The following is a 21,448-nucleotide window of genomic DNA, read 5'->3' as shown; positions in this document are numbered from 1 at the left end:
TCATGGTTGGGTACGGGATGCCGGTCGGGCCACGGCGCGCCTCCTGCGCCATTCCAGCACCAGCGCCACCACCAGCACGGTCAGGGCCAGGCCGAACCACTGCACGGCGTAGCCCAGGTGACGCTGCGGTGGCAGCGTGTTCGGCAACAGGTCCAGATCACGTTCGTCGCCGAAGGGCAGCGCCGGGTCCAGGCGCAGTACACGATCGGGAAGTGACTGCACCCCCAGCGCGCGGGCCAGGCCTTCGGCCGGCAATCGGCTGGCCAGCCAGCGGCCCGCTTCCCCCGTGGCGGAGAATGCGGGACCGAGTGCCAATCCGGCCGACGGCGGCGGCGCCAGCAACCCACGTACGGCCACCGGCGAAGGGGGTGCCGGCACATCCGGCAGGGTGCGATCCGGCGGCAGCGCGCGCCATCCCAGATCGACCAGCAGCACGCTGCCCTCGTCACTGCGGAACGGGCGGTAGATCTTCACGCCCGCGCGGCCGTGCCGGGTCTGATTGTCCAGCAGCACCACGCCGGGAAGGAAGCGGCCGTGGTCGGCCACGCCATGCAACGCACCGGGCGCTGCGAGCGCCTGCGCCAACGACAGTACCTGCGCTGCGGCTGGACCTTGTGCATCCAACATTGCCTGTTTGGCATGCATGCGCTGCAGCTGCCACAGCCCCAATGCGGTGAAACCGGCCATTGCCAGCACGGCCAGCAGCCATCCGAAAACGCGCGTGTGCTGGCGCATCATGACAAGTCCGCGCAAACGCGGTCAGATAGGCCCATCCACCCTGCCCTCGAGCCGCGCATGAGTGATTCGCTGAAGACCCTGCTGGTAATCGCGTTTCTGATCGTCATTGTCTGGAATCTGGGCGCCGGCCTGTATTACCTGCTGGTCGACCGCGGCCAGACCAAGCGCACGGTCAACGCACTGACACGCCGCATCGGGGTGTCGGTGGCCTTGATCGTACTGGTGATCGTGAGCATCTACATGGGCTGGATCAAACCGCACGGCATCGGCGGCTGAGGCCACCGATGCGTGCGCGGTCAAAGCACGTAGACGAACATGAAGAGCATCAGCCACACCACGTCGACGAAGTGCCAGTACCACGCGGCGGCTTCGAAACCGAAATGGTTGTCGCGGGTGAAGTGGCCCTTGGCCGAACGCAGCCACATCACGATCAGCATGATCGTGCCCAGCAGCACGTGCGCGCCGTGGAAGCCGGTCAGCATGAAGAACGTCGAACCATAGATTCCCGAGCCGAGCGTCAGGTTCAGTTCCTTGTAGGCGTGGATGTACTCCTCCGCCTGCAGGGTCAGGAAGCCGAGGCCGAGCACCACGGTCAGGCCCAGCCAGATCAGCAGCTGGCGGCGGTTGCCGGCCTTCAGTGCATGGTGGGCGATGGTCAGGGTCACGCCGGAGGTGAGCAGGATCAGCGTGTTGATCAGCGGCAGGCCCCAGGCCGGGATGGTCTGGAACGCGCCGCCGATCGCCGCCGGGCCATTGGTCGGCCATCCTGCCGAATAGCCCTGCCAGAGCAGTTCGTTGGTCATCACCCCGCGACCTTCGCCACTGAGCCACGACAGGCCCAGGTTGCGGGTATAGAACAGTGCGCCGAAGAAGGCGCCGAAGAACATCACCTCGGAGAAGATGAACCAGATCATCCCCATCCGGAACGAACCATCGACCTGGTGGTTGTAGTTGCCGGCCTGCGATTCACGCACCACGTCGCTGAACCACCAGAACAGGGTCAGCACCAGCATCGCGATGCCGATGTAGAACGTCCAGCGTCCCCAGCTGGCATCGTTGAGCCAGCTGGCCACGCCGACCATGGTCACCATCATCGCGATGGAACCCACGAACGGCCATTTGCTCTGGGCCGGGACGAAGTACACGTTGGCGTCGGTCGGTGTCTGGGCCATGTCGGTATCCGGGTCAGGGTGCGGCGTGCGCGCCTTCGGAGGTGGCCGCAGGGGCCAACCGGTCCGAGAGTGCGTCGTTGCGGTAGAAGGTGTAGGACAAGGTGATCGTCCTGATTTCCGGCGGCAGATCCGGATCGACGATGAAGCGCACCGGCATGTCGCGCTTCTCGCCGGCCTGCAGCGTCTGCGCGGTGAAACAGAAACATTCGGTCTTGCTGAAGAAACCCGACGCACGCGCCGGTGCCACCGAGGGCACCGCACTGCCCACCACCGCCTGCTGGCTGTCGTTGCGGGCGAAGTACAACGCTTCGTTGAGCTCGCCGGGCACCACGTCCATGGTCAGCTGCTCGGGGTGGAACGACCACGGCAGGCGCGAGTTGACGCCGCCATCGAATTCCACGCGTACGGTGCGCTTGCCGGACGCCGCACCCGCACTGGCTTCGCTGCCGGGGCCGCGCTCCAGGCGCACACCGAACACCTTCTCGCAGGCGATGCGGTACAGCGGCACCAGCGAGAACGTCAGCAGGAACACCGCCACCGCCACGCCGATCAGGCGCGGCAGCCCGGCACTGCGTGAGGTCCCGGTGGCCGGTGCGTCGCTCATCGGCCGATCACCCCACTGAGGATGAAGCCGACGTAGACCAGCACCGCGATGGCGCCGACCCACATCGCCGTGCGTTTGGCGCGCTGGCGTTGCTGTTCGATGCCGTTTTCCGGGGCCTCGCCCGGGCTGTTGTAGAGCCGAGCCATGCTCGGCTGCTTTTCGTCAGCCGAGCATGGCTCGGCTCTACAGGTCTGCAGTGGGCTCTCGTTATGCATGCCCCACCTCAGTGCGTGATGTCGTCATGCGCCAGGTCCCCCGGGCGGATGGTCGGCGGCGTGGTGAAGGTGTGCGCCGGTGCCGGCGACGGCAACGTCCACTCCAGCCCACGTGCGCCTTCCCAGGAACGGGCCTCGGCCTTCTCGCCGTTGCGCAGCGAGGACAGCAGGATCGCGGCCATCATGAACGGCGTGACGAACATGCCGAACGCACCGATCGAGCTGATCAGGTTCCAGTCGGCGAAGGCCACGCTGTAATCGGGAATGCGGCGCGGCATGCCGGCCAGGCCGAGGAAGTGCTGCGGGAAGAACAGCAGGTTGACGAACACGATCGACCACCAGAAGTGCACCTTGGCCCACTTCTCGCTGTACATGCGCCCGGTCCACTTCGGCCACCAGTAGTACACCGCGGCAATCAGCGCGAACACCGCGCCGGTCACCAGCACGTAGTGGAAGTGGGCGACCACGAAGTAGGTGTCGTGGTACTGGAAGTCGGCCGCCACGATCGCCAGCATCAGGCCGGAGAAGCCACCGATGGTGAACAGGATGACGAAGGCCACCGACCACAGCATCGGCGCCTCGAACGTCAGCGAGCCGCGCCACATGGTGCTGACCCAGTTGAACACCTTCACGCCGGTCGGGATCGAGATCAGCATGGTGGCGAACATGAAGTAGATCTCGCCACCCAGCGGCATGCCCACGGTGAACATGTGGTGGGCCCAGACGATGAACGACAGGAATGCGATGGCGGCGGTGGCGTACACCATCGCCTGGTAGCCGAACAGCGGCTTGCGGCTGAAGGTCGGGATGATCTCGCTGACCACGCCGAAGGCGGGCAGGATCATGATGTAGACCTCGGGGTGCCCGAAGAACCAGAAGATGTGCTGGTACATCACCGGGTCACCGCCACCGGCGGCATTGAAGAAGCTGGTGCCGAAGAACTTGTCGGTCAGCAGCATGGTCACCGCGCCGGCCAGCACCGGCATCACCGCAATCAGCAGGAAGGCGGTGATCAGCCAGGCCCAGCAGAAGATCGGCATTTTCAGCAGGTCGATGCCCGGCGCACGCATGTTCAGCACGGTGGCGATGATGTTGATCGCACCCATGATCGAACTGATGCCGGCCACGTGGATCGCGAACACGCTGAAGGCCACGTTGTAGCCGCCCTGCAGCGACAGCGGCGGATACAGCGTCCAGCCACCAGCCGGCGCACCACCGGGCAGGAACAGGGTCAGCAGCAGCAGGCTGAAGGCCACCGGCAGCAACCAGAACGACCAGTTGTTCATGCGCGGCAGCGCCATGTCCGGCGCGCCGATCTGCAGCGGGATCATCCAGTTGGCGAGGCCGACGAAGGCCGGCATCACGCCACCGAAGATCATCACCAGCGCATGCACGGTGGTCATCTGGTTGAAGAACTCGGGCTTGACGAACTGCAGGCCCGGCTGCGCCAACTCGGCGCGGATCACCACGCTCATCGCCGCACCGATGATGAACATGATGAAGCTGAAACCCAGGTACAGCGTGCCGATGTCCTTGTGGTTGGTCGAGAAGAACCAACGCTCGAAGAAGCTCTGGTGGTGATGGTGATCGTCGTGCCCAACTGCCGAGTGCGCCATTGCAAAACACCTCTCAGAATCGGTTGTCACCGCGGCCGCAGCAGGCGGCCGCGGGCTTTACATCACGCGCCGCTGGCCGCGGTGGCAGGTGCGCTGCCGGATTCGGCAGCCGCAGGTGCTGCCGGTGCTTCGCTCGCAGGTGCAGCCGGTTCTGCAGGTGCCGCGGGCGTTGTCGGCGCGGCCGGCGGCGCCGGCTTGCGCTGCGCCAGCCACTGCTTGAATTCCTCCTTGGACACCGCCTCGACCACGATCGGCATGAAACCGTGGTCCTTGCCGCACAGCTCGGCGCACTGGCCGCGGTAGACACCCGGCTGCTCGATGCTGGTCCAGGCTTCATTGATGAAGCCGGGGATGGCGTCCTGTTTCCAGCCCAGCGCCGGCACCCACCAGGCGTGGATCACGTCGTCGGAGGTGATGACGAAGCGCACCTTGGTATCGACCGGCAGCACCAGGCGGTTGTCGACATCCAGCAGGTAGTGCGGATGGCTCTCGCGGGTCGGCACGACGCCGCTCTGCCGCACACGGTCGGACTCGCGGTCCAGACGGCTGGTGAAGGTGACGTTCTCGCCGAGATATTCGTACTTCCACATCCACTGGTAGCCGGTGACCTTCACCGTCATCTCGGCATCGCGGGTGTCGTACATCTTGATCAGGTTGGCCGTGGCCGGCCAGGCCATCACGATCAGGATGATCACCGGGATCACCGTCCAGATCACCTCGGCCTTGGTGTTGTGGCTGAAGGTGGCGGCGACCGCGCCCTTGGATTTGCGGAACTTGAACATGGCGTAGGCCATCGCCCCGAACACGATGACGCCGATCACCGTGCAGATGATCAACGACAGGTTGTTCGATTCCCAGGCCAGGCGCGAGGTCTGGGTCACCCCCTTGCCCATGTTCAGCTGCCACGGCTTGGGATCGGCCGCCTGGGCCCAGGCCAACGACGGCATCAGTCCCCCGGTCACCAGCACTGCGGCAACCGCGTTCACGCACTTCGTGCCCCACCTGCTGCTTTGCTTCATTGCCTAGACCCTTAGCGTCGTCGGTTGCCGCCATCGCTGGCGGCGAGCAAGCTTTCAAGTGTCTCTGCAAGCGTCTGACGTTCGGCCGGCGCGAGGAAACTCCCCACCTCCACCTGCCGGCCGCTGGATGCCAGCCGGACCCTCTCATCGTCGGTGAGCAGGCGCACCCAGTGGGGGTGGGCCCGGAACACCGGCGATCCACCGGGTACGGGAATGACCTCCACGTACGCCGGCACTACCCGGATCTCCTCCTGCCGTTCACCGCTGCGCCACAAGGCACGCAGCGCCGCCGCCAGCACCAGGCTGTACAGCAGCGCGAACAGGGGGGCGAATGCATTGCCGGCCAACCACCCGAGGGCGGACACCAGCCACATCGCACCCGACAACACGGTGAACAACAGGACGAACTGCCGGGCATCGAGCGCCCGTGGGGGACGCAGCCGCAGCTGCGTACCTGACCCATCCGGAGCTGGAAGCACCTCGATCATGTCGCAACCGCGTTCCTGCCGCGGGAAACGTCTCGATGGTAGCCCCGCCCTCTCGCCGGTAGCAAGGGTGCATTCACACTTTTTCCCATGCTGCAACACAGCATGAGGTCGGCGACACAAATGACGAATTCAGCACAAATTATTCTGAGCTTGCTGAACACGCTGAATCCACCGCAGCTCGGGGCTATCAGCACTTAACGAAGGCGGCTGCGGGGCACTTCCGGAACCCGCAAAAATGATTAAAATCGCCAAGTTTTCCACTGGCCGGACCGGCATGAACGCACCTTCCTCCTCCCCTGCCGCCCACGACGCTCCGCGTCCCGGCGCGCTGCTGTCGCCGGAACTGCCGGCGCCCCCCAACCCGTTCCGCCAGGCCATCACCGATGGCTGGTTGAAGGACGAGGCCAGCCACGTGCGCGAGCTGCTGGCACAGGCGCGCCTGCCCGCCGAGGAGCAGGCCAGGGTGCAGGCGCTGGCCGCCGACCTGGTCGGCCGCGTGCGCGTGCGTGCCAAGGACCAGGGCGCGATCGAAGCCTTCATGCGCCAGTACGACCTGGGCAGCGAGGAAGGCGTGCTGCTGATGTGCGTGGCCGAAGCGCTGCTGCGCATTCCGGACCAGGACACCGCCGACAAGCTGATCCGCGACAAGCTGGCCGATGCCGACTGGGAAAAGCACCTGGGCGGCAGCGACTCGGTGCTGGTCAACGCCTCCACCTGGGGCCTGATGCTGACCGGCAAGCTGGTGCAGATGAATGATGCCACCCGCGCCGATGCGCCCAGCGCGTTCAAGCGCCTGGTCGGCCGCGTGGGTGAGCCGGTGGTGCGCCTGGCCGTGCGCCAGGCGATGAAGATCATGGGCCACCAGTTCGTCATGGGCCGCACCATCAGCGAAGCACTGGCGCGCTCGCACAAGGGCGACAACGCCAGCTATCGCTACTCGTTCGACATGCTGGGCGAAGGCGCGCTGACCATGAAGGACGCGCTGCGCTACCTGGAAGACTACCGTCGTGCGATCCACGCCATCGGTGGCGATCACAAGGCACGCGGCGGCCGTCCGGACGGCGACGTCAACAATGCCCCTGGCATCTCGATCAAGCTGTCGGCGCTGTACCCGCGCTACGAGCACGCCAAGCGCGAGCGCGTGCTGAAGGACCTGGTGCCGGGCGTGCTGGAACTGGCACAGCTGGCCAAGAGCTACGGCATCGGCTGCACCGTCGACGCCGAAGAGTCCGACCGCCTGGAACTGTCGCTGGACATCATCGAGCAGGTGTTCTCCGACGCCTCGCTGGCCGGCTGGGATGGCTTCGGCGTGGTCGTGCAGGCCTACCAGAAGCGCACCCCGTACACGATCGACCATCTGGCCGACATGGCACGCCGCGCCGGTCGCCGCCTGCAGGTGCGCCTGGTCAAGGGCGCCTACTGGGACGCCGAGATCAAGCGCGCGCAGATCGAAGGCTATCCGGGCTACCCGGTGTTCACCCGCAAGCAGAACACCGACGTGTCCTACCTGGCGTGCGCCAAGCGTCTGTTCACCCATGCCGACGCGATCTACCCGATGTTCGCCACGCACAACGCGCACACCATCGCCGCAGTGCGCAGCATCGCCAACGGTGGCGTGTACGAGCACCAGAAACTGCACGGCATGGGCGATGACCTGTACGCCGAAGTGGTGCCGGCCGATCGCTTGAACCTGCCCTGCCGCGTGTACGCACCGGTCGGTTCGCATGAAGACCTGCTGCCGTACCTGGTGCGCCGCCTGCTGGAAAACGGCGCCAACTCCAGCTTCGTCAACCGCATCACCGACGAGCGCGTGCCGATCGCCGACCTGATCCGCGATCCGGTCGAGATGGTGTCCTCGTTCGAATCGATTCCGCATCCCAAGATCCCGCTGCCGGTTGACCTGCTGCGCAGCCAGAACCACGACAGGAAGAACTCCATGGGCGCCAACCTCGCCAACGACAACGAACTGCGCGCCCTGGCCGAGCAGATCAACGCCGCCGTGAAACCCTGGCAGGCCGCTCCGCTGGTACCGGGTGCGAACCCGGCCGGCGCCGCGCTGCCGGTGACCAACCCGGCCGACACCCGTGAAGTGGTCGGCCAGTGGCTGGCCGCCGACGCTGCCACCGTGCAGAAGGCCCTGGCCAATGCCGTGGCCGCGCAGCCGGCCTGGAACCGCACACCGGCCGCCAGCCGCGCCGCCATCCTCGAGCACGCCGCCGACCAGCTGGAAGCGCGCATGCCGGAGTTCATGGCGCTGTGCGTGAAGGAAGCCGGCAAGAGCCTGCCCGACAGCATCGCCGAAGTGCGCGAAGCGGTGGACTTCCTGCGCTACTACGCCAAGCAGGCACGCGAGCAGTTCAGCCACGCCGAGAAGCTGCCGAGCCCGACCGGTGAATCCAACGAGCTGCAGCTGCACGGCCGCGGCGTGTTCGTCTGCATCAGCCCGTGGAACTTCCCGCTGGCGATCTTCCTGGGCCAGGTGGCCGCTGCACTCGCCGCTGGCAACAGCGTGATCGCCAAGCCGGCCGAGCAGACCAACCTGATCGGCTACTACGCGGTGAAACTGCTGCATGACGCCGGCGTGCCGGCCGAGGTGGTGCAGTTCCTGCCCGGCGACGGTGCCACCGTAGGTGCGGCGCTGACCGCCGACCCGCGCGTCGCTGGCGTGGCCTTCACCGGTTCCACCGACACCGCCCGAGCGATCAACCGCGCGATGGCCGCGCGTGATGCCGCCATTGGTGTGCTGATCGCCGAGACCGGCGGCCAGAACGCCTTCATCGCTGATTCCTCGGCGCTGCCGGAACAGCTGGTCAAGGACGCGATCGGTTCGGCCTTCACCTCCGCCGGCCAGCGCTGCTCGGCCGCACGCGTGCTGTTCGTGCAGGACGACATCGCCGACAAGGTGATGACCATGCTGGCCGGTGCGATGAAGGAACTGAAGGTCGGCAACCCCGGCCTGCTGTCCACCGACGTCGGCCCGGTGATCGACGCCGATGCGCTGAAGATCCTGCAGGATCACGCCGCGCGCATGGACCGCGAAGCGCGCCTGATCGCCGCTGCCGAGCTATCCACCGAAGCCGCCAATGGCACCTTCTTCGCACCGCGCGCGTACGAACTGAAGGACCTGGGCCAGCTGCAGAAGGAAGTGTTCGGTCCGGTGCTGCACGTCATCCGCTGGAAGGGCGACCAGCTCGACGCGGTGATCGACCAGATCAACGCCACCGGCTACGGCCTGACCCTGGGCGTGCATTCGCGCATCGACGAGACCGTCGACCGCATCAGCAACGGCGTCCACGTCGGCAACGTCTACGTCAACCGCAACCAGATCGGTGCGGTGGTCGGCGTGCAGCCGTTCGGCGGCCAGGGCCTGTCCGGCACCGGTCCGAAGGCCGGCGGCCCGCACTACCTGCTGCGTTTCGCCACCGAGAAGACGGTGACGGTGAACACCACCGCCGCCGGCGGCAACGCCTCGCTGCTGACCCTGGGCGACTGATCGCCCGGCGTCATGCAGTGAGCGGAAAACCCCGCGAAAGCGGGGTTTTTTGTGCCTCTTTTTCCCTGTAGAGCCGAGCCCATGCTCGGCTTGAACGTTACAGCCGAGCCCGTTCTCGGCTCTACACCCGCATCAGATTGCGCCAGTGGCGCAACGCCACCAGTGCATTGATCCAGAAGCCCACGTACAGGATCGAGGTCAGATGCAGGCCACGGCTGTAGTACAGCGGCACCGCAACGGTGTTCACCAGCAGCCACACCCACCACGATTCCAGCTTGCGCCGCATCATCAGGATCTGTGCGATCACGCTCAGCACCAGCACCGCCGAATCGATGTAGGGCGCGTAGGCGTTGGTCAGGCGGGTCAGCATCCAGCCGTAGCCGAAGGTGGCCACCACCGCCAGTGGTGCCAGCCACGCCCAGGCACGCGGTCGCAATGAGGTGATCGGCAGGGGTGCACCGTGGTCGCCGCGCAGCCACTGCCACCAGCCCAGCACGCTGATGGCGATGAAGAAGAACTGCAGCACCATGTCTGCATACAGGTGAGAGCGCTCGAACACCGCCGCGAACAGCGCGCAGCCGACGATGCCCAGCCACCAGGTGTGCACGTTGTTGCGGCCGGCCAGCAGGATCGAGCCGGCGACGGCGATGTTGGCGGCCAGCTCCAGCTGGAAGTTCGGGTCGGACAGGTTCATCGCGCTATTGTCGTGGATCCACGCGCTGCGTAGGCAATCGGCTGCATCCACACCCTGCGTGGATGCCCCAAGGCGTTCCACAAAAAAAGAAGGCCCCGCTTGCGCGGGGCCTTCCGTGTACTGCGTCAGGCCGAGGCCTGGATCAGAACTTGTACTGGAACGAAGCAGCCAGCACGTCGCCACGGACCTTGTACTTGCCCGACAGCGAGTTGCCCTGGTTGGCAGTGGTCGCACGCACGTTCACGTTCGGATCGCTGGTGAACAGGTGGGTGTAGCCAAAGTTCCACTCGGTGTTCTGCGACGGGGTCCAGCCCACGCCCAGCGACAGCCACTTGCGGCTGGTATCCGGCACGCGGACGTCGCGGTGGGCGTCGGTGGTCGGGGTCTGGTCCAGCGCAACACCACCGCGCAGGGTGACGGTGTCGCTCAGCTTGTAGTCGGCGCCCAGCGACACGAAGGTGGTGTCACGGTAGCCGAACTCCAGGACCGAATCCGCCTGCGGCGAAGCGTAGTCGACGGTGACGCTGTCAAAGGCGGTCGACCAGGCGGTGCGGGTCACGTCGCCCATCACGGTCCAGCGGTCGTTGACCTTGTGGGTCACGCTCAGGGTGGCCGAGGCCGGCATGGTCACCGTGGCCTTGCCGCTGGTGTCCATGAACCAACCGCGGGTACGCGGCGAGTTGGTCAGCAGGGAACGGGCGCGGTCGGCGCCGCTGAAGGTCGCATCACCACCGGTGATCTTGTGCTCGACCTTCGAACGGTAGCTCAGGCCGATGTGGGTGTTCTCGTCGATCGAGAACAGGCCACCGACGGTCCAGCCCACGGCATTGTTGTCACCCTCGATCTTCAGGGTGCCATCGGCGCTGCCCGGGGCGAAGCCCGGAGCGCCGGCACCGGCCAGGATGCTGCCGTAGTCGACGGCGTTGCTCAGCTCGATGGTCAGGTGCTCGACGAACACCGACGCGCCGAAGGACACGTACGGGTTGACGTCATACGACGCGGCGAAGCCGAGGTCGATGGCCTTCAGATCGGTCTTCAGGCCGCTGTAACGACCGACCCAACCGTTGTCGTATTCGGTCTTGAAGCCGAACGGTGCGGTCAGCGACACACCGAAGTGGGCCTTCTCGCCGATCGGCATGTGGAAGTACGCGGCCGGAACCGGAGCGATCATGCCGGCGTCGCCGCCGTCACCACCGGTCTGCGGACGGCCTGCTGCATTGCGGCCCTGGCCCTTGAACTCGGCCTTGAAGCTGATGGCGCTCAGGTCGCCCTGGACCATGGTGCCATCGAGCTGGCGCATGCCGGCCGGGTTGACGGCGATGATGGAGGCGTCGCCTTCGGCGCTGCCGGAGCCGGCGAACGCGCGGCCCAGGCCCTTGGCGCTGTTTTCCTTCAGCTGGAAGGCAGCGGCATTGGCGTCGGCAGCAGCCAGCGCACCGGCAACGCCGACGGCCAGCAGGGTCAATCGGGCAATGGTGGAAGCGGTTTGCATCGTAGTTCTCTCTCTCCGGTAAGCGGTGATGGTGCTCTGAGTGCGCCTGCGCCCGGCGGGCCTTGGGGCCCTTCGGAGCGCGCCGGATTCCCCTCCCGACATACGACGCCGTATGCGAGTATTACCCAGAGCTGTTAATGAAACAATAACAGCGCAGGCGCTTTTTTCGTCTCAAAAGCTGAACAGGACAATCCCCGCCGTAAGCGCCCTCACGCTAGGCTAGTGCCCATGTTCGTCTCCCTCCCGTCGCGCAAGAAGGCAGCCCTGCGCTGGGCCACGCCCGTGCTGTTTGCGGCACTGTGGCTGGCGTTCCTGTGGTCGATCTCGCGTCCGGACGACGCGCGGGGCAGCCTCTGGCTGGACTGGGGCGCCCTGTCCACCGGCCTGACCCACCCGCTGGACTGGTGGGCGACCCTGCAGGACGGCAGCGTGCTGCGCCTGTTCACCGCCCTGTTCCTGCACGCGGACTGGTCACACCTGCTGGGCAATCTGGTGTTCCTGCTGATCTTCGGCCTGCCCGCCGAGCGGGTGCTGGGGCCGTGGCGGTTGCTGCTGCTGTTCCTGGTGGGCGGCGCGGTATCGAACCTGGTGGCGATCTACACCATGGGCAGCCCGGACCAGATCATCATCGGTGCCAGCGGTGCGGTGTCAGCGCTGATCGGCGCCTATCTGGCCCTGTTCCCGGGCGCCCGGCTGGGCGTGGTGATCCCGCTGGGCCTGTTCCTGGAGTTCGTGCGCGCCCCGGCCTACCTGCTGATCGGCGTCTGGGCCGCCCTGCAGGTGGTGTTCGCCCACATCGGCCCAAGCTTCGGCATGGTGGCCTGGTGGGCGCACATCGGTGGCTTCCTGTTCGGCCTGCTGTACGGCGTGTACGTGCGCGCGGCGATCGCACGCCGCCTGCGCAAGCGGCACGGCTTCTGAACCCCTGGTGGTGCCGGCCGCTGGCCGGCTCCACGCTCACCCGCTCGTTCGTAGATTAGTCGAGCACGGCTCGACTCTACAGAATCAGGGCTTGGCCGGAGCCGGTGCGGGCTTTGCTTCCGGCTTCGCTTCCGGCTTTGCTTCCGACTTCGGTTCGGCCTTCGCTTCCGGCTTCGCAGCTGCGGCCTTCACGGCCTTCGCCGCTTCGGCCTTCAAGCGTGCAGCCACCGAACCCGGATTCTTCAGCTCGGCCAGCGCGTCGTTGATCGGGCCATCGCCCGGCAGCACCGCACCGGCGTGGTAGCCCTCGGTGCCTTCGTCATCGCCGCGCAGATGGCCCGGCAGGGTCGCTTCGCTGTAGTCGCTCAGGCTGGCCGGCAGTGCGTCTTCCGCCGGGGTGGCGGCCGGCTTCAGTTCAACGTCCGGCACGATGCCGGTGGCCTGGATCGACTTGCCGCTGGGCGTGTAATAGCGCGCGGTGGTCAGCTTCACCGAATCACCGTTGTCCAGCGGCAGCACGGTCTGCACCGAGCCCTTGCCGAAGGTGCGGCTGCCGACCACGCGCGCGCGCTTGTTGGCGCGCAGGGCGCCGGCCAGCACTTCCGAGGCACTGGCCGAACCGGCATCGGCCAGCACCACCACCGGTGCGCCCTTCAGCAGGTCGCCCGGGGTCGCGTCAAACCGTGCATCGCTGATGCTGATGCGGCCACGGGTGCTGACGATGTTGCCCTTGTCGAGCAGATCATCGGCCACCTGCACCGCAGCGGTCAGCAGGCCACCCGGGTTGCTGCGCAGATCCAGCACCAGGCCCTTGAGCTGACCACCGGCCTGCTTCTGCAACTGCTGCACCTGCTTCTGGAAGTCCGAACCGGTATCGGCCTGGAAGGTGCTCAGACGGATGTAGCCGTAGCCCGGTTCCAGCATGCGGCTCTTCACGCTGGTCACGCGAATGGTCTGGCGGGTCAGGCTCACGTCGAATGGCTTGGGCTTGCCGTCGCGCACGATGGTCAGCACCACCTTGCTGCCGGCCGGGCCACGCAGCGGTTCACTCGCATCAATGGCGCTGATCGGCTTGCCGTCGATGGCGATGATCAGGTCACCGGCGAGGATGCCGGCCTTGGCCGCCGGCGTGTCGTCGATCGGCGAAATGACCTTCATGCTGGCGTTGTCCGGCTGCTGCTGCAGCTCCACGCCGATGCCCTCGTAGGCACCGTTGGCCTGCTCGTCGAAGGCCTGCGCGTCTTCCTTGTTGAAGTAGGTGCTGTGCGGATCGAGGTCGAGCAGCAGGCCGCGCACGGCCGACTGCATCAGCTTCTTGTCATCGACCGGGTCGACATAGGCGGCGCGCACCGCGTTGTATACGGCCACGAAACGGCGGATGTCCTCCAGCGGCACCTTCGAGGTCACCGCCTCCTCGCTGTTCGCTGCCTGCCCGCTGGTTTCCTGACTCGGGGCGGGCGCGGTCTGCTGCGCCCAGGACAGCGCTGGCAACAGGGCCAGCAAGAGGGTGGCGGTACGGGCTGCGCGCATGGATCACTCCTGTCGACGGTGGCATGGTGCCCAAGGCACATGCACCGATTATGCGCGAAGCACAGCTAAATTCCCGTTGAATCCAGCCCGCACGTGGCGGGCCGGGATTCAGCGCCGCTGCAGCCAGCTGTCCGGATTGACCGGCTGCCCGCCACGGCGCAGCTCGAAGTACAGCGCGGTCACGCCCTGGCCCCCGGAATTGCCGACCTTGGCCACCGCATCGCCGCGGCTGACCCGCGCGCCGGCATCCTTCAGCAGGGTGTCGTTGTGGGCATACAGGCTCATGTAGCCATTGCCGTGGTCGACGATCAGGATCATGCCGTAGCCGGTCATCCAGTCGGAGAACACCACGGTGCCGTCGGCCACCGCGGTGACGGTGCTTCCGGCCGGGGCGCCGATCAGCACGCCGCTGCTGGTGCGGCCATCGGGCAGCTTGCCGCCGTAGCGGGCCAGCAGGTTGCCGGACAACGGCCAGCCCAGGCCACCGACCTTCGGGGCCGGTGCGGACGCCACCGCCGGCGGAACCTTGGTGGGCGGCGGCGGCCGTCCCTGTGCCGCGGCCTGGCGTGCCGCACGTTCGGCGGCAGCCTTCTCCGCTGCCGCACGACGTGCAGCCGCGCGACGCTCGGCCTCGGCGCGGGCCGCAGCAGCACGCAGATTGGCCAGCAGTGTTTCCAGCGCCTTGGCATCCTGGCCCAGCGCCTGTTCCTTCTCGCGCTGGTCCTTGAAGCGCTCGTCCAGCGAGGCCACGGTCTTTGCGCGATCGCGACGGTCGGCTTCCAGCGCCGCGGCCTGCTGCTTCTGGTCCTGCTGTGCACCCTGCAGCTTCTGCTTGCGCTCGGCGATCTGCGCCTGCAGCGCTTCCAGTTCCTTCAGGTCAGCGGTCAGCGTGGTGATGCGCTGCGCACGTTCGCGCTGCAGGTAACGATGGTAGGCCAGGGCGCGATTGGCATCGGCCACCGTGTCCTGCGACAGCAGCAGCTTCAGTGGTGCGTGGTTGCCCAGCTGGTAGGCCGCACGCAGCAGGCCGGCCAACTCGCGATGCTGCTGGGCGAGGTTGGTCTGCAGCGTGCTGCGGCGTTGTTCGGCCTCGGCCAGGGCCCGTCCCTGCTCGCGCAGCGCGGTTTCCGTCTGCGCAAGCGCACGGCCGGTGCGGGCCACCTTCTCATCTGCCTCGCGCAGCTGCTGCGAGGCCTGGCCACGCTGGCCTTCGATCTGCCGGCGCTCCTGCGCCACGCCCTTCAGTTCACTGCGCAGTTTCTGCAGCTTGCGCTCGGTCTCGCGCGTGGTCTGCGCGGCACCCGGCAACGGCAACGCCAGTGCCAAGGCCAGCCCCAACAGCAGGCAGCGCCCGCCGCGGGCAGCGGCGATGTGATGTCGGCGTGATGGGAAGGCGTTGTTGCGCAAGGGCTTTCCAGTGACTTCAGGCAGTTGCAGGGGGTACCGGGGAATGGTGACATCTCCGCACGCGGCCTGCCAGCCGCACATCCATCGAGGTCCCCATGAAAGCTCTCTCCATTCCGCTGCTGTTGGGCGTACTGCTGGCCACCGGGCCGGTCTGTGCCCAGCAGAACATCAGCAAGGTCAACGGCAGCATCAGCGCCGAACCCGGCCAGCGCTACGGCAAGCTGGACACCGTCAACGGCGGCATCCGCGTCGGCGAAGGCGTCGAGACCGGCAGCATCGACACCGTCAACGGCGGGGTGAAGGTCGCCGATCGCGCGCGCACCGGCAAGATCGAAACGGTCAACGGCGGTGTACGCCTGGGCCGCGAAGTGATCGCCCATGGCAACGTCAGCACCGTCAACGGCAGCATCTTCAGCGATCGCGGCAGCCAGATCGAAGGCGGCGTTGAAACCGTGAACGGTGGCATCGGGCTGGTCGAAAGCCGCGTCGGCAACGACGTGGAAACCGTCAACGGTGACATCACCGTGGGCATCGGTTCGCAGGTCAAGGGCGGTGTGCACGTGCGCAAGCCGAACTTCAGCGTCTCGCTGACCGCCAGCCGCAAGCCACGCGTGATCATCGGCCCGAATGCCGTGGTCGACGGCCCGTTGCAGTTCGAGCGCGAGGTGGTGCTGTACGTGCACCGCACGGCCCGCATCGGCCCGGTCACCGGCGCCGAGCCGATCCCGTTCGACACCGAAACCGCTCCGGCGGACTGAGCACACCGCGCCCATCGGTTCGGTGATACTCGCTGTTACCGGTCGTACACGAGGTGCGGCCGCCCTTTGTTTTCCAGGAATCGACGATGCCCCGCAAACTCCTCCTGTGCCTGGCCGCTGCGGCCGCACTCAGTGCCTGCAAAGGCGAAGACACTCCGGCGCCCGCGCCGGCCACCGACACCGCCGCTGCCAAGCCGGCGGCCCATGCGTTCTCGCCGGAGATCAACGCCGGCGACTTCGCCGAGATGGTCAAGACGCTGGCTTCGGATGAATTCGAAGGCCGCGCCCCGGGCAGCAAGGGCGAGGAACTGACGGTCAACTACATCCGCGACCAGATGCAGCGCATCGGCCTGCAGCCCGGCAACGGCGACAGCTGGTTCCAGGATGTGCCGATGACCGAGACCACGGCCGACACGTCGACCGTGCTGAAGATCACCCAGGGCGGCAAGACCACCGAGCTGAAGTTCGGCACCGATATGGTGGTCGGCACCCGTACCGGCCAGGCCGAGGTGAAGGTCGATGCCAGCGACCTGGTGTTCGTCGGCTACGGCGTCGATGCGCCGGAGCAGAAGTGGAACGACTATGCCGGCCAGGACTGGAAGGGCAAGACGGTCGTGATGTTCGTCAACGACCCGGGCTTCCATGTCGATGATGCGAAGCTGTTCGACGGCAAGCGCATGACCTACTACGGCCGCTGGACCTACAAGTTCGAGGAGGCTGCGCGCAAGGGCGCCGCTGCCGCCCTGATCGTGCACGACACTGCCGGCGCTTCCTACGGCTGGGATGTGGTGAAGAATTCCTGGGCCGGCCCGCAGTACGACCTGCCGGCCAAGGATGACCCGGAAGCCCGCATTCCGGTGCAGGGCTGGCTGAGTGCCGACGCCGCCAAGGCGCTGTTCGCCGGTGCCGGCCTGGACCTGGCGCAGGCCTACAAGGACGCCAGCAAGCGCGGCTTCAAACCGGTACCGCTGAAGGCCACCGCTGCGGTCGACCTGAAGAGCCAGATCGCGCAGAAGCAGTCGCGCAACGTGGTGGGCGTGCTGCCCGGCAGCAAGCGTGCCGACGAAGCCGTGCTGTACATGGCGCACTGGGATCACCTGGGCAAGCATGAGGGTGAGACCGGCGACAACATCTACAACGGCGCAGTCGACAACGCGACCGGCGTGGCCGGCATCCTCGAGGTGGCTGAAGCAATGGCCCACCAGGATCCGAAGCCGGAACGTTCGGTGGTGTTCCTGGCCGTGACTCTGGAAGAGTCCGGCCTGCTGGGTTCGAAGTACTACGTCTCCCACCCGACGTTCCCGCTGGACAAGATCGCAGGTGTGATCAACATCGACGCGATGTCGGTGGCCGGCCGTGCCAAGGACGTGACCGTCACCGGCTTCGGCAGCTCGGAACTGGAAGACATCCTCAAGCCGCTGGCTGCGGCCCAGGACCGCACGCTGCATGGTGAGACCTCGGTGCAGAGCGGCTTCTACTTCCGCTCGGATCACTTCAACTTCGCCAAGGCCGGCGTGCCGGCCCTGTACGCCGATGGCGGCGAAGATCTGCGCGACGGTGGCGTGGACGCTGGCCGCAAGGCCGCGGCGGACTACGGTGCCAACCGTTACCACGGCCCGAAGGACGAGTTCGATGCGTCCACCTGGAAGCTGGACGGTACGGTCGAAGACCTGCAGCTGATGTATGGCGTCGGCAAGGAGCTGGCCGGCGGCGATCGTTGGCCGAACTGGTACGAGGGCAACCCGTTCAAGGCGGCCCGCGACGCGATGATGAAGGACAAGGCCCCGGCCAAGTAAGTCGGGCCATGCTCGACTGAACATCGTTGAGAGCAGAGCGGCGCCCCACGGGGCGCCGCTTTTTTTTGTGCGCTCCGCCCTTGGTGGGTGCCAACCTTGGCCTGCTGTGTGTAGCGGCCAACCTTGGTTGGCGCCTTGGTTCCTTGCGGGGAGCATCCACGCATGGCGTGGATCTACCGCTGATCCCTCTGCCATCGGTAGTCGCCAACTTTGGTTGGCGCCGCCGCTCGCGGCGGTTCCATCAACGCGTCTGCCGGCCAGTGGCCGGCATTACCCGGTATTTCCTGCACACAAAGAAAAACCCCGCTGCGTGAGCAGCGGGGTTTTGGGTGTAAACCCTGGCGATGACCTACTCTCGCATGGCTTGAGCCACACTACCATCGGCGCAGCTGCGTTTCACTTCCGAGTTCGGGATGGGATCGGGTGGTTCCACAGCGCTAATTTCACCAGGGAGACGGTTGCAGCAGCGCTTGCAGCGCCAGCTTCGCGATCTTGCCCTTGGGGCGGAAGCCACCCGGAAAATGCAGTGCCTTCACTTAATAAGAAAAACCCCGCTGCGTGAGCAGCGGGGTTTTGGGTGTAAACCCTGGCGATGACCTACTCTCGCATGGCTTGAGCCACACTACCATCGGCGCAGCTGCGTTTCACTTCCGAGTTCGGGATGGGATCGGGTGGTTCCACAGCGCTAATTTCACCAGGGAGGCGGTTGGAGCGTCGCCATCCGATACAGCTGGATAAGGCGCCTGCCTCTCGTAGTTCTTGTGACGTAGCGTGCACTTGGATGCTCTTACGACGTTGTCGTAAAGCCAAGGCAACTTGAGGTTATATGGTCAAGCCTCTCGGATCATTAGTATCAGTTAGCTCAATACATTGCTGTACTTACACACCTGACCTATCAACCACGTAGTCTACATGGTTCCTTCAGGGGGCTTGTGCCCCGGGAGATCTCATCTTGAGGCGCGCTTCCCGCTTAGATGCTTTCAGCGGTTATCGCTTCCGAACATAGCTACCCGGCAATGCCACTGGCGTGACAACCGGAACACCAGAGGTTCGTCCACTCCGGTCCTCTCGTACTAGGAGCAGCCCCTCTCAAATCTCCAACGCCCATGGCAGATAGGGACCGAACTGTCTCACGACGTTCTGAACCCAGCTCGCGTACCACTTTAAATGGCGAACAGCCATACCCTTGGGACCGACTACAGCCCCAGGATGTGATGAGCCGACATCGAGGTGCCAAACACCGCCGTCGATATGAACTCTTGGGCGGTATCAGCCTGTTATCCCCGGAGTACCTTTTATCCGTTGAGCGATGGCCCTTCCATACAGAACCACCGGATCACTAAGTCCTAGTTTCCTACCTGCTTGATCCGTCGATCTTGCAGTCAAGCACGCTTATGCCTTTGCACACAGTGCGCGATGTCCGACCGCGCTGAGCGTACCTTCGAGCTCCTCCGTTACTCTTTAGGAGGAGACCGCCCCAGTCAAACTACCCACCATACACGGTCCCCGACCCAGATAATGGGCCCAGGTTAGAACGTCAAGCACGACAGGGTGGTATTTCAAGGATGGCTCCACTGCAGCTAGCGCCACAGTTTCATAGCCTCCCACCTATCCTACACAGACGAACTCAACGTTCAGTGTAAAGCTATAGTAAAGGTTCACGGGGTCTTTCCGTCTTGCCACGGGAACGCTGCATCTTCACAGCGATTTCAATTTCACTGAGTCTCGGGTGGAGACAGCGCCGCTGTCGTTACGCCATTCGTGCAGGTCGGAACTTACCCGACAAGGAATTTCGCTACCTTAGGACCGTTATAGTTACGGCCGCCGTTTACTGGGGCTTCGATCAAGAGCTTCGCCTTGCGGCTGACCCCATCAATTAACCTTCCAGCACCGGGCAGGCGTCACACCCTATACGTCCACTTTCGTGTTTGCAGAGTGCTGTGTTTTTGATAAACAGTCGCAGCGGCCTGGTTACTGCGACCCTCTTCAGCTATAGCTCGCACGAGCCACCAAAAAGGGTGCACCTTCTCCCGAAGTTACGGTGCCATGTTGCCTAGTTCCTTCACCCGAGTTCTCTCAAGCGCCTGAGAATTCTCATCCTACCCACCTGTGTCGGTTTACGGTACGGTCTGCGTAAGCTGAAGCTTAGGAGCTTTTCCTGGAAGCGTGGTATCAGTGACTTCGCCATAAAGGCTCGTCTCGGTGCTCGGTCTTAAAGGATCCCGGATTTGCCAAAGATCCAAACCTACCGCCTTTCCCCAGGACAACCAACGCCTGGTACACCTAACCTTCTCCGTCCCTCCATCGCACTTACGCGAGGTGCAGGAATATTAACCTGCTTCCCATCGACTACGACTTTCGTCCTCGCCTTAGGGGCCGACTCACCCTGCGCCGATTAACGTTGCGCAAGGAAACCTTGGGCTTTCGGCGTGCGGGTTTTTCACCCGCATTATCGTTACTCATGTCAGCATTCGCACTTCCGATACCTCCAGCAGACTTCTCAATCCACCTTCAACGGCTTACGGAACGCTCCTCTACCGCGCATACAAAGTATGCACCCCAAGCTTCGGTTCACTGCTTAGCCCCGTTAAATCTTCCCCGCAGACCGACTCGACCAGTGAGCTATTACGCTTTCTTTAAAGGGTGGCTGCTTCTAAGCCAACCTCCTGGCTGTCTGTGCCTTTCCACATGGTTTTCCACTTAGCAGTGAATTTGGGACCTTAGCTGTGGGTCTGGGTTGTTTCCCTTTTCACGACGGACGTTAGCACCCGCCGTGTGTCTCCCATACAGTCCGTCTCGGTATTCGGAGTTTGCAATGGTTTGGTAAGTCGCGATGACCCCCTAGCCATAACAGTGCTCTACCCCCGAGAGGATACATATGAGGCGCTACCTAAATAGCTTTCGAGGAGAACCAGCTATCTCCGGGTTCGATTAGCTTTTCACTCCTAATCACACCTCATCCCCTACCTTTGCAACGGGAGTGGGTTCGGGCCTCCAGTGCGTGTTACCGCACCTTCACCCTGGGCATGACTAGATCACCCGGTTTCGGGTCTACTGCCCGCGACTATGCGCCCTTATCAGACTCGGTTTCCCTTCGCCTCCCCTATACGGTTAAGCTTGCCACGAACAGTAAGTCGCTGACCCATTATACAAAAGGTACGCAGTCACTCCTTGCGGAGCTCCTACTGCTTGTACGCACACGGTTTCAGGTTCTATTTCACTCCCCTCTCCGGGGTTCTTTTCGCCTTTCCCTCACGGTACTGGTTCACTATCGGTCGGTCAGTAGTATTTAGCCTTGGAGGATGGTCCCCCCATGTTCAGACAGGGTTTCACGTGCCCCGCCCTACTCGTCTTCACTGAAATGGCCCTTTCAGATACAGGGCTATCACCTTCTATGGCCGCTCTTTCCAGAGCGTTTTCCTAGAACCAAATCAGCTTAAGGGCTAGTCCGCGTTCGCTCGTCGCTACTTACGGAATCTCGGTTGATTTCTTTTCCTCTGGTTAC

The 21,448-nt window shown here is 64.6% G+C and carries 16 protein-coding genes and 3 rRNA genes (1 of these 19 running past the window's edge); 5 read left to right on the top strand and 14 right to left on the bottom strand.

The window, feature by feature from the left end; genetic code table 11:
• Positions 1 to 738, bottom strand: coding sequence for an SURF1 family protein (locus ACW5IY_RS01635; protein WP_049435045.1), 738 nt, complete (start codon positions 736 to 738; stop codon positions 1 to 3).
• Between the two features lie 57 nt (positions 739 to 795).
• Between ACW5IY_RS01635 and ACW5IY_RS01630 the strand changes: the two genes are divergently transcribed.
• Positions 796 to 1,014: a twin transmembrane helix small protein gene (locus ACW5IY_RS01630; protein ID WP_010484233.1), complete on the top strand. Its 219-nt coding sequence runs from the start codon at positions 796 to 798 to the stop codon at positions 1,012 to 1,014.
• Between the two features lie 20 nt (positions 1,015 to 1,034).
• Here ACW5IY_RS01630 and ACW5IY_RS01625 read toward each other — a convergent pair whose 3' ends face one another.
• The 6 genes from ACW5IY_RS01625 to ACW5IY_RS01600 form a co-directional block, all read right to left on the bottom strand.
• Positions 1,035 to 1,910, bottom strand: coding sequence for a cytochrome c oxidase subunit 3 (locus ACW5IY_RS01625; protein WP_005412024.1), 876 nt, complete (start codon positions 1,908 to 1,910; stop codon positions 1,035 to 1,037).
• Between the two features lie 13 nt (positions 1,911 to 1,923).
• Complete coding sequence (locus ACW5IY_RS01620) at positions 1,924 to 2,514, bottom strand: cytochrome c oxidase assembly protein (protein ID WP_049435044.1); 591 nt, start codon at positions 2,512 to 2,514, stop codon at positions 1,924 to 1,926.
• Positions 2,511 to 2,729 (bottom strand): hypothetical protein, encoded by a 219-nt coding sequence (locus ACW5IY_RS01615; protein WP_049435043.1) that lies wholly within the window; start codon positions 2,727 to 2,729, stop codon positions 2,511 to 2,513. The genes ACW5IY_RS01620 and ACW5IY_RS01615 overlap by 4 nt, the downstream gene beginning before the upstream one ends.
• Positions 2,730 to 2,737: 8 nt before the next feature.
• A complete protein-coding gene (gene ctaD / locus ACW5IY_RS01610; protein WP_005407790.1) occupies positions 2,738 to 4,345 on the bottom strand; it encodes a cytochrome c oxidase subunit I in 1,608 nt (535 codons plus the stop codon).
• A 62-nt stretch (positions 4,346 to 4,407) separates the two neighbouring features.
• Positions 4,408 to 5,364, bottom strand: coding sequence for a cytochrome c oxidase subunit II (gene coxB, locus ACW5IY_RS01605; protein WP_049435042.1), 957 nt, complete (start codon positions 5,362 to 5,364; stop codon positions 4,408 to 4,410).
• An 11-nt stretch (positions 5,365 to 5,375) separates the two neighbouring features.
• Positions 5,376 to 5,852, bottom strand: coding sequence for a DUF2244 domain-containing protein (locus ACW5IY_RS01600; RefSeq protein WP_004153894.1), 477 nt, complete (start codon positions 5,850 to 5,852; stop codon positions 5,376 to 5,378).
• Positions 5,853 to 6,126: 274 nt separating this feature from the next.
• On the opposite strand from ACW5IY_RS01600, the gene putA reads away from it, so the two are divergent.
• Positions 6,127 to 9,345: a bifunctional proline dehydrogenase/L-glutamate gamma-semialdehyde dehydrogenase PutA gene (putA, locus tag ACW5IY_RS01595; RefSeq protein WP_049435041.1), complete on the top strand. Its 3,219-nt coding sequence runs from the start codon at positions 6,127 to 6,129 to the stop codon at positions 9,343 to 9,345.
• A 121-nt stretch (positions 9,346 to 9,466) separates the two neighbouring features.
• On the opposite strand, the gene pnuC is transcribed toward putA, so the two are convergent.
• Together pnuC and ACW5IY_RS01585 are read right to left on the bottom strand one after the other, a co-directional pair.
• Positions 9,467 to 10,039: a nicotinamide riboside transporter PnuC gene (gene pnuC / locus ACW5IY_RS01590; protein ID WP_019338979.1), complete on the bottom strand. Its 573-nt coding sequence runs from the start codon at positions 10,037 to 10,039 to the stop codon at positions 9,467 to 9,469.
• Positions 10,040 to 10,181: 142 nt separating this feature from the next.
• Entirely contained in the window at positions 10,182 to 11,531 is a 1,350-nt protein-coding gene (locus ACW5IY_RS01585) for an outer membrane protein transport protein (RefSeq protein ID WP_049435040.1), read from the bottom strand.
• Positions 11,532 to 11,759: 228 nt separating this feature from the next.
• Here ACW5IY_RS01585 and ACW5IY_RS01580 point away from each other — a divergent pair, with 228 nt between their 5' ends.
• On the top strand, positions 11,760 to 12,452 hold the full coding sequence (locus tag ACW5IY_RS01580) for a rhomboid family intramembrane serine protease (protein WP_010484241.1): 693 nt from the start codon (positions 11,760 to 11,762) through the stop codon (positions 12,450 to 12,452).
• 84 nt (positions 12,453 to 12,536) lie between these two features.
• On the opposite strand, the gene ACW5IY_RS01575 is transcribed toward ACW5IY_RS01580, so the two are convergent.
• Both ACW5IY_RS01575 and ACW5IY_RS01570 read right to left on the bottom strand, forming a co-directional pair.
• Positions 12,537 to 13,982, bottom strand: a complete 1,446-nt coding sequence (locus ACW5IY_RS01575; protein WP_457326893.1) for a S41 family peptidase — start codon at positions 13,980 to 13,982, stop codon at positions 12,537 to 12,539.
• Between the two features lie 108 nt (positions 13,983 to 14,090).
• Positions 14,091 to 15,389: a murein hydrolase activator EnvC family protein gene (locus tag ACW5IY_RS01570; RefSeq protein WP_049435038.1), complete on the bottom strand. Its 1,299-nt coding sequence runs from the start codon at positions 15,387 to 15,389 to the stop codon at positions 14,091 to 14,093.
• A gap of 95 nt (positions 15,390 to 15,484) precedes the next feature.
• On the opposite strand from ACW5IY_RS01570, the gene ACW5IY_RS01565 reads away from it, so the two are divergent.
• Both ACW5IY_RS01565 and ACW5IY_RS01560 read left to right on the top strand, forming a co-directional pair.
• Complete coding sequence (locus ACW5IY_RS01565) at positions 15,485 to 16,147, top strand: DUF4097 family beta strand repeat-containing protein (RefSeq protein WP_049435037.1); 663 nt, start codon at positions 15,485 to 15,487, stop codon at positions 16,145 to 16,147.
• Positions 16,148 to 16,233: 86 nt separating this feature from the next.
• Positions 16,234 to 17,943 carry a M28 family metallopeptidase gene (locus tag ACW5IY_RS01560; RefSeq protein WP_049435036.1) on the top strand — a complete coding sequence of 570 codons (1,710 nt, stop codon included), beginning with the start codon at positions 16,234 to 16,236 and terminating at the stop codon, positions 17,941 to 17,943.
• A 336-nt stretch (positions 17,944 to 18,279) separates the two neighbouring features.
• Here ACW5IY_RS01560 and rrf (ACW5IY_RS01555) read toward each other — a convergent pair.
• The 3 genes from rrf (ACW5IY_RS01555) to ACW5IY_RS01545 all read right to left on the bottom strand — a co-directional run.
• A 5S ribosomal RNA gene (gene rrf, locus ACW5IY_RS01555) occupies positions 18,280 to 18,394 on the bottom strand.
• Between the two features lie 133 nt (positions 18,395 to 18,527).
• A 5S ribosomal RNA gene (rrf, locus tag ACW5IY_RS01550) occupies positions 18,528 to 18,642 on the bottom strand.
• 127 nt (positions 18,643 to 18,769) lie between these two features.
• Positions 18,770 to 21,448: ribosomal RNA gene (locus tag ACW5IY_RS01545) — 23S ribosomal RNA — on the bottom strand (it continues 199 nt past the right edge of the window).

Source organism: Stenotrophomonas sp. C-A, assembly GCF_054030835.1.
Note: the sequence above shows the minus strand (reverse complement) of the source record. Positions and strands in the feature narration are given on the sequence as shown.

Bases quoted from the DNA above. Each gene is read 5' to 3' on its own strand.
- ACW5IY_RS01635 (WP_049435045.1), bottom strand. From the start codon at position 738: ATGATGCGCCAGCACACGCGCGTTTTCGGATGGCTGCTGGCCGTGCTG.
- ACW5IY_RS01630 (WP_010484233.1), top strand. From the start codon at position 796: ATGAGTGATTCGCTGAAGACCCTGCTGGTAATCGCGTTTCTGATCGTC.
- ACW5IY_RS01625 (WP_005412024.1), bottom strand. From the start codon at position 1,910: ATGGCCCAGACACCGACCGACGCCAACGTGTACTTCGTCCCGGCCCAG.
- ACW5IY_RS01620 (WP_049435044.1), bottom strand. From the start codon at position 2,514: ATGAGCGACGCACCGGCCACCGGGACCTCACGCAGTGCCGGGCTGCCG.
- ACW5IY_RS01615 (WP_049435043.1), bottom strand. From the start codon at position 2,729: ATGCATAACGAGAGCCCACTGCAGACCTGTAGAGCCGAGCCATGCTCG.
- ctaD (WP_005407790.1), bottom strand. From the start codon at position 4,345: ATGGCGCACTCGGCAGTTGGGCACGACGATCACCATCACCACCAGAGC.
- coxB (WP_049435042.1), bottom strand. From the start codon at position 5,364: ATGAAGCAAAGCAGCAGGTGGGGCACGAAGTGCGTGAACGCGGTTGCC.
- ACW5IY_RS01600 (WP_004153894.1), bottom strand. From the start codon at position 5,852: ATGATCGAGGTGCTTCCAGCTCCGGATGGGTCAGGTACGCAGCTGCGG.
- putA (WP_049435041.1), top strand. From the start codon at position 6,127: ATGAACGCACCTTCCTCCTCCCCTGCCGCCCACGACGCTCCGCGTCCC.
- pnuC (WP_019338979.1), bottom strand. From the start codon at position 10,039: ATGAACCTGTCCGACCCGAACTTCCAGCTGGAGCTGGCCGCCAACATC.
- ACW5IY_RS01585 (WP_049435040.1), bottom strand. From the start codon at position 11,531: ATGCAAACCGCTTCCACCATTGCCCGATTGACCCTGCTGGCCGTCGGC.
- ACW5IY_RS01580 (WP_010484241.1), top strand. From the start codon at position 11,760: ATGTTCGTCTCCCTCCCGTCGCGCAAGAAGGCAGCCCTGCGCTGGGCC.
- ACW5IY_RS01575 (WP_457326893.1), bottom strand. From the start codon at position 13,982: ATGCGCGCAGCCCGTACCGCCACCCTCTTGCTGGCCCTGTTGCCAGCG.
- ACW5IY_RS01565 (WP_049435037.1), top strand. From the start codon at position 15,485: ATGAAAGCTCTCTCCATTCCGCTGCTGTTGGGCGTACTGCTGGCCACC.
- ACW5IY_RS01560 (WP_049435036.1), top strand. From the start codon at position 16,234: ATGCCCCGCAAACTCCTCCTGTGCCTGGCCGCTGCGGCCGCACTCAGT.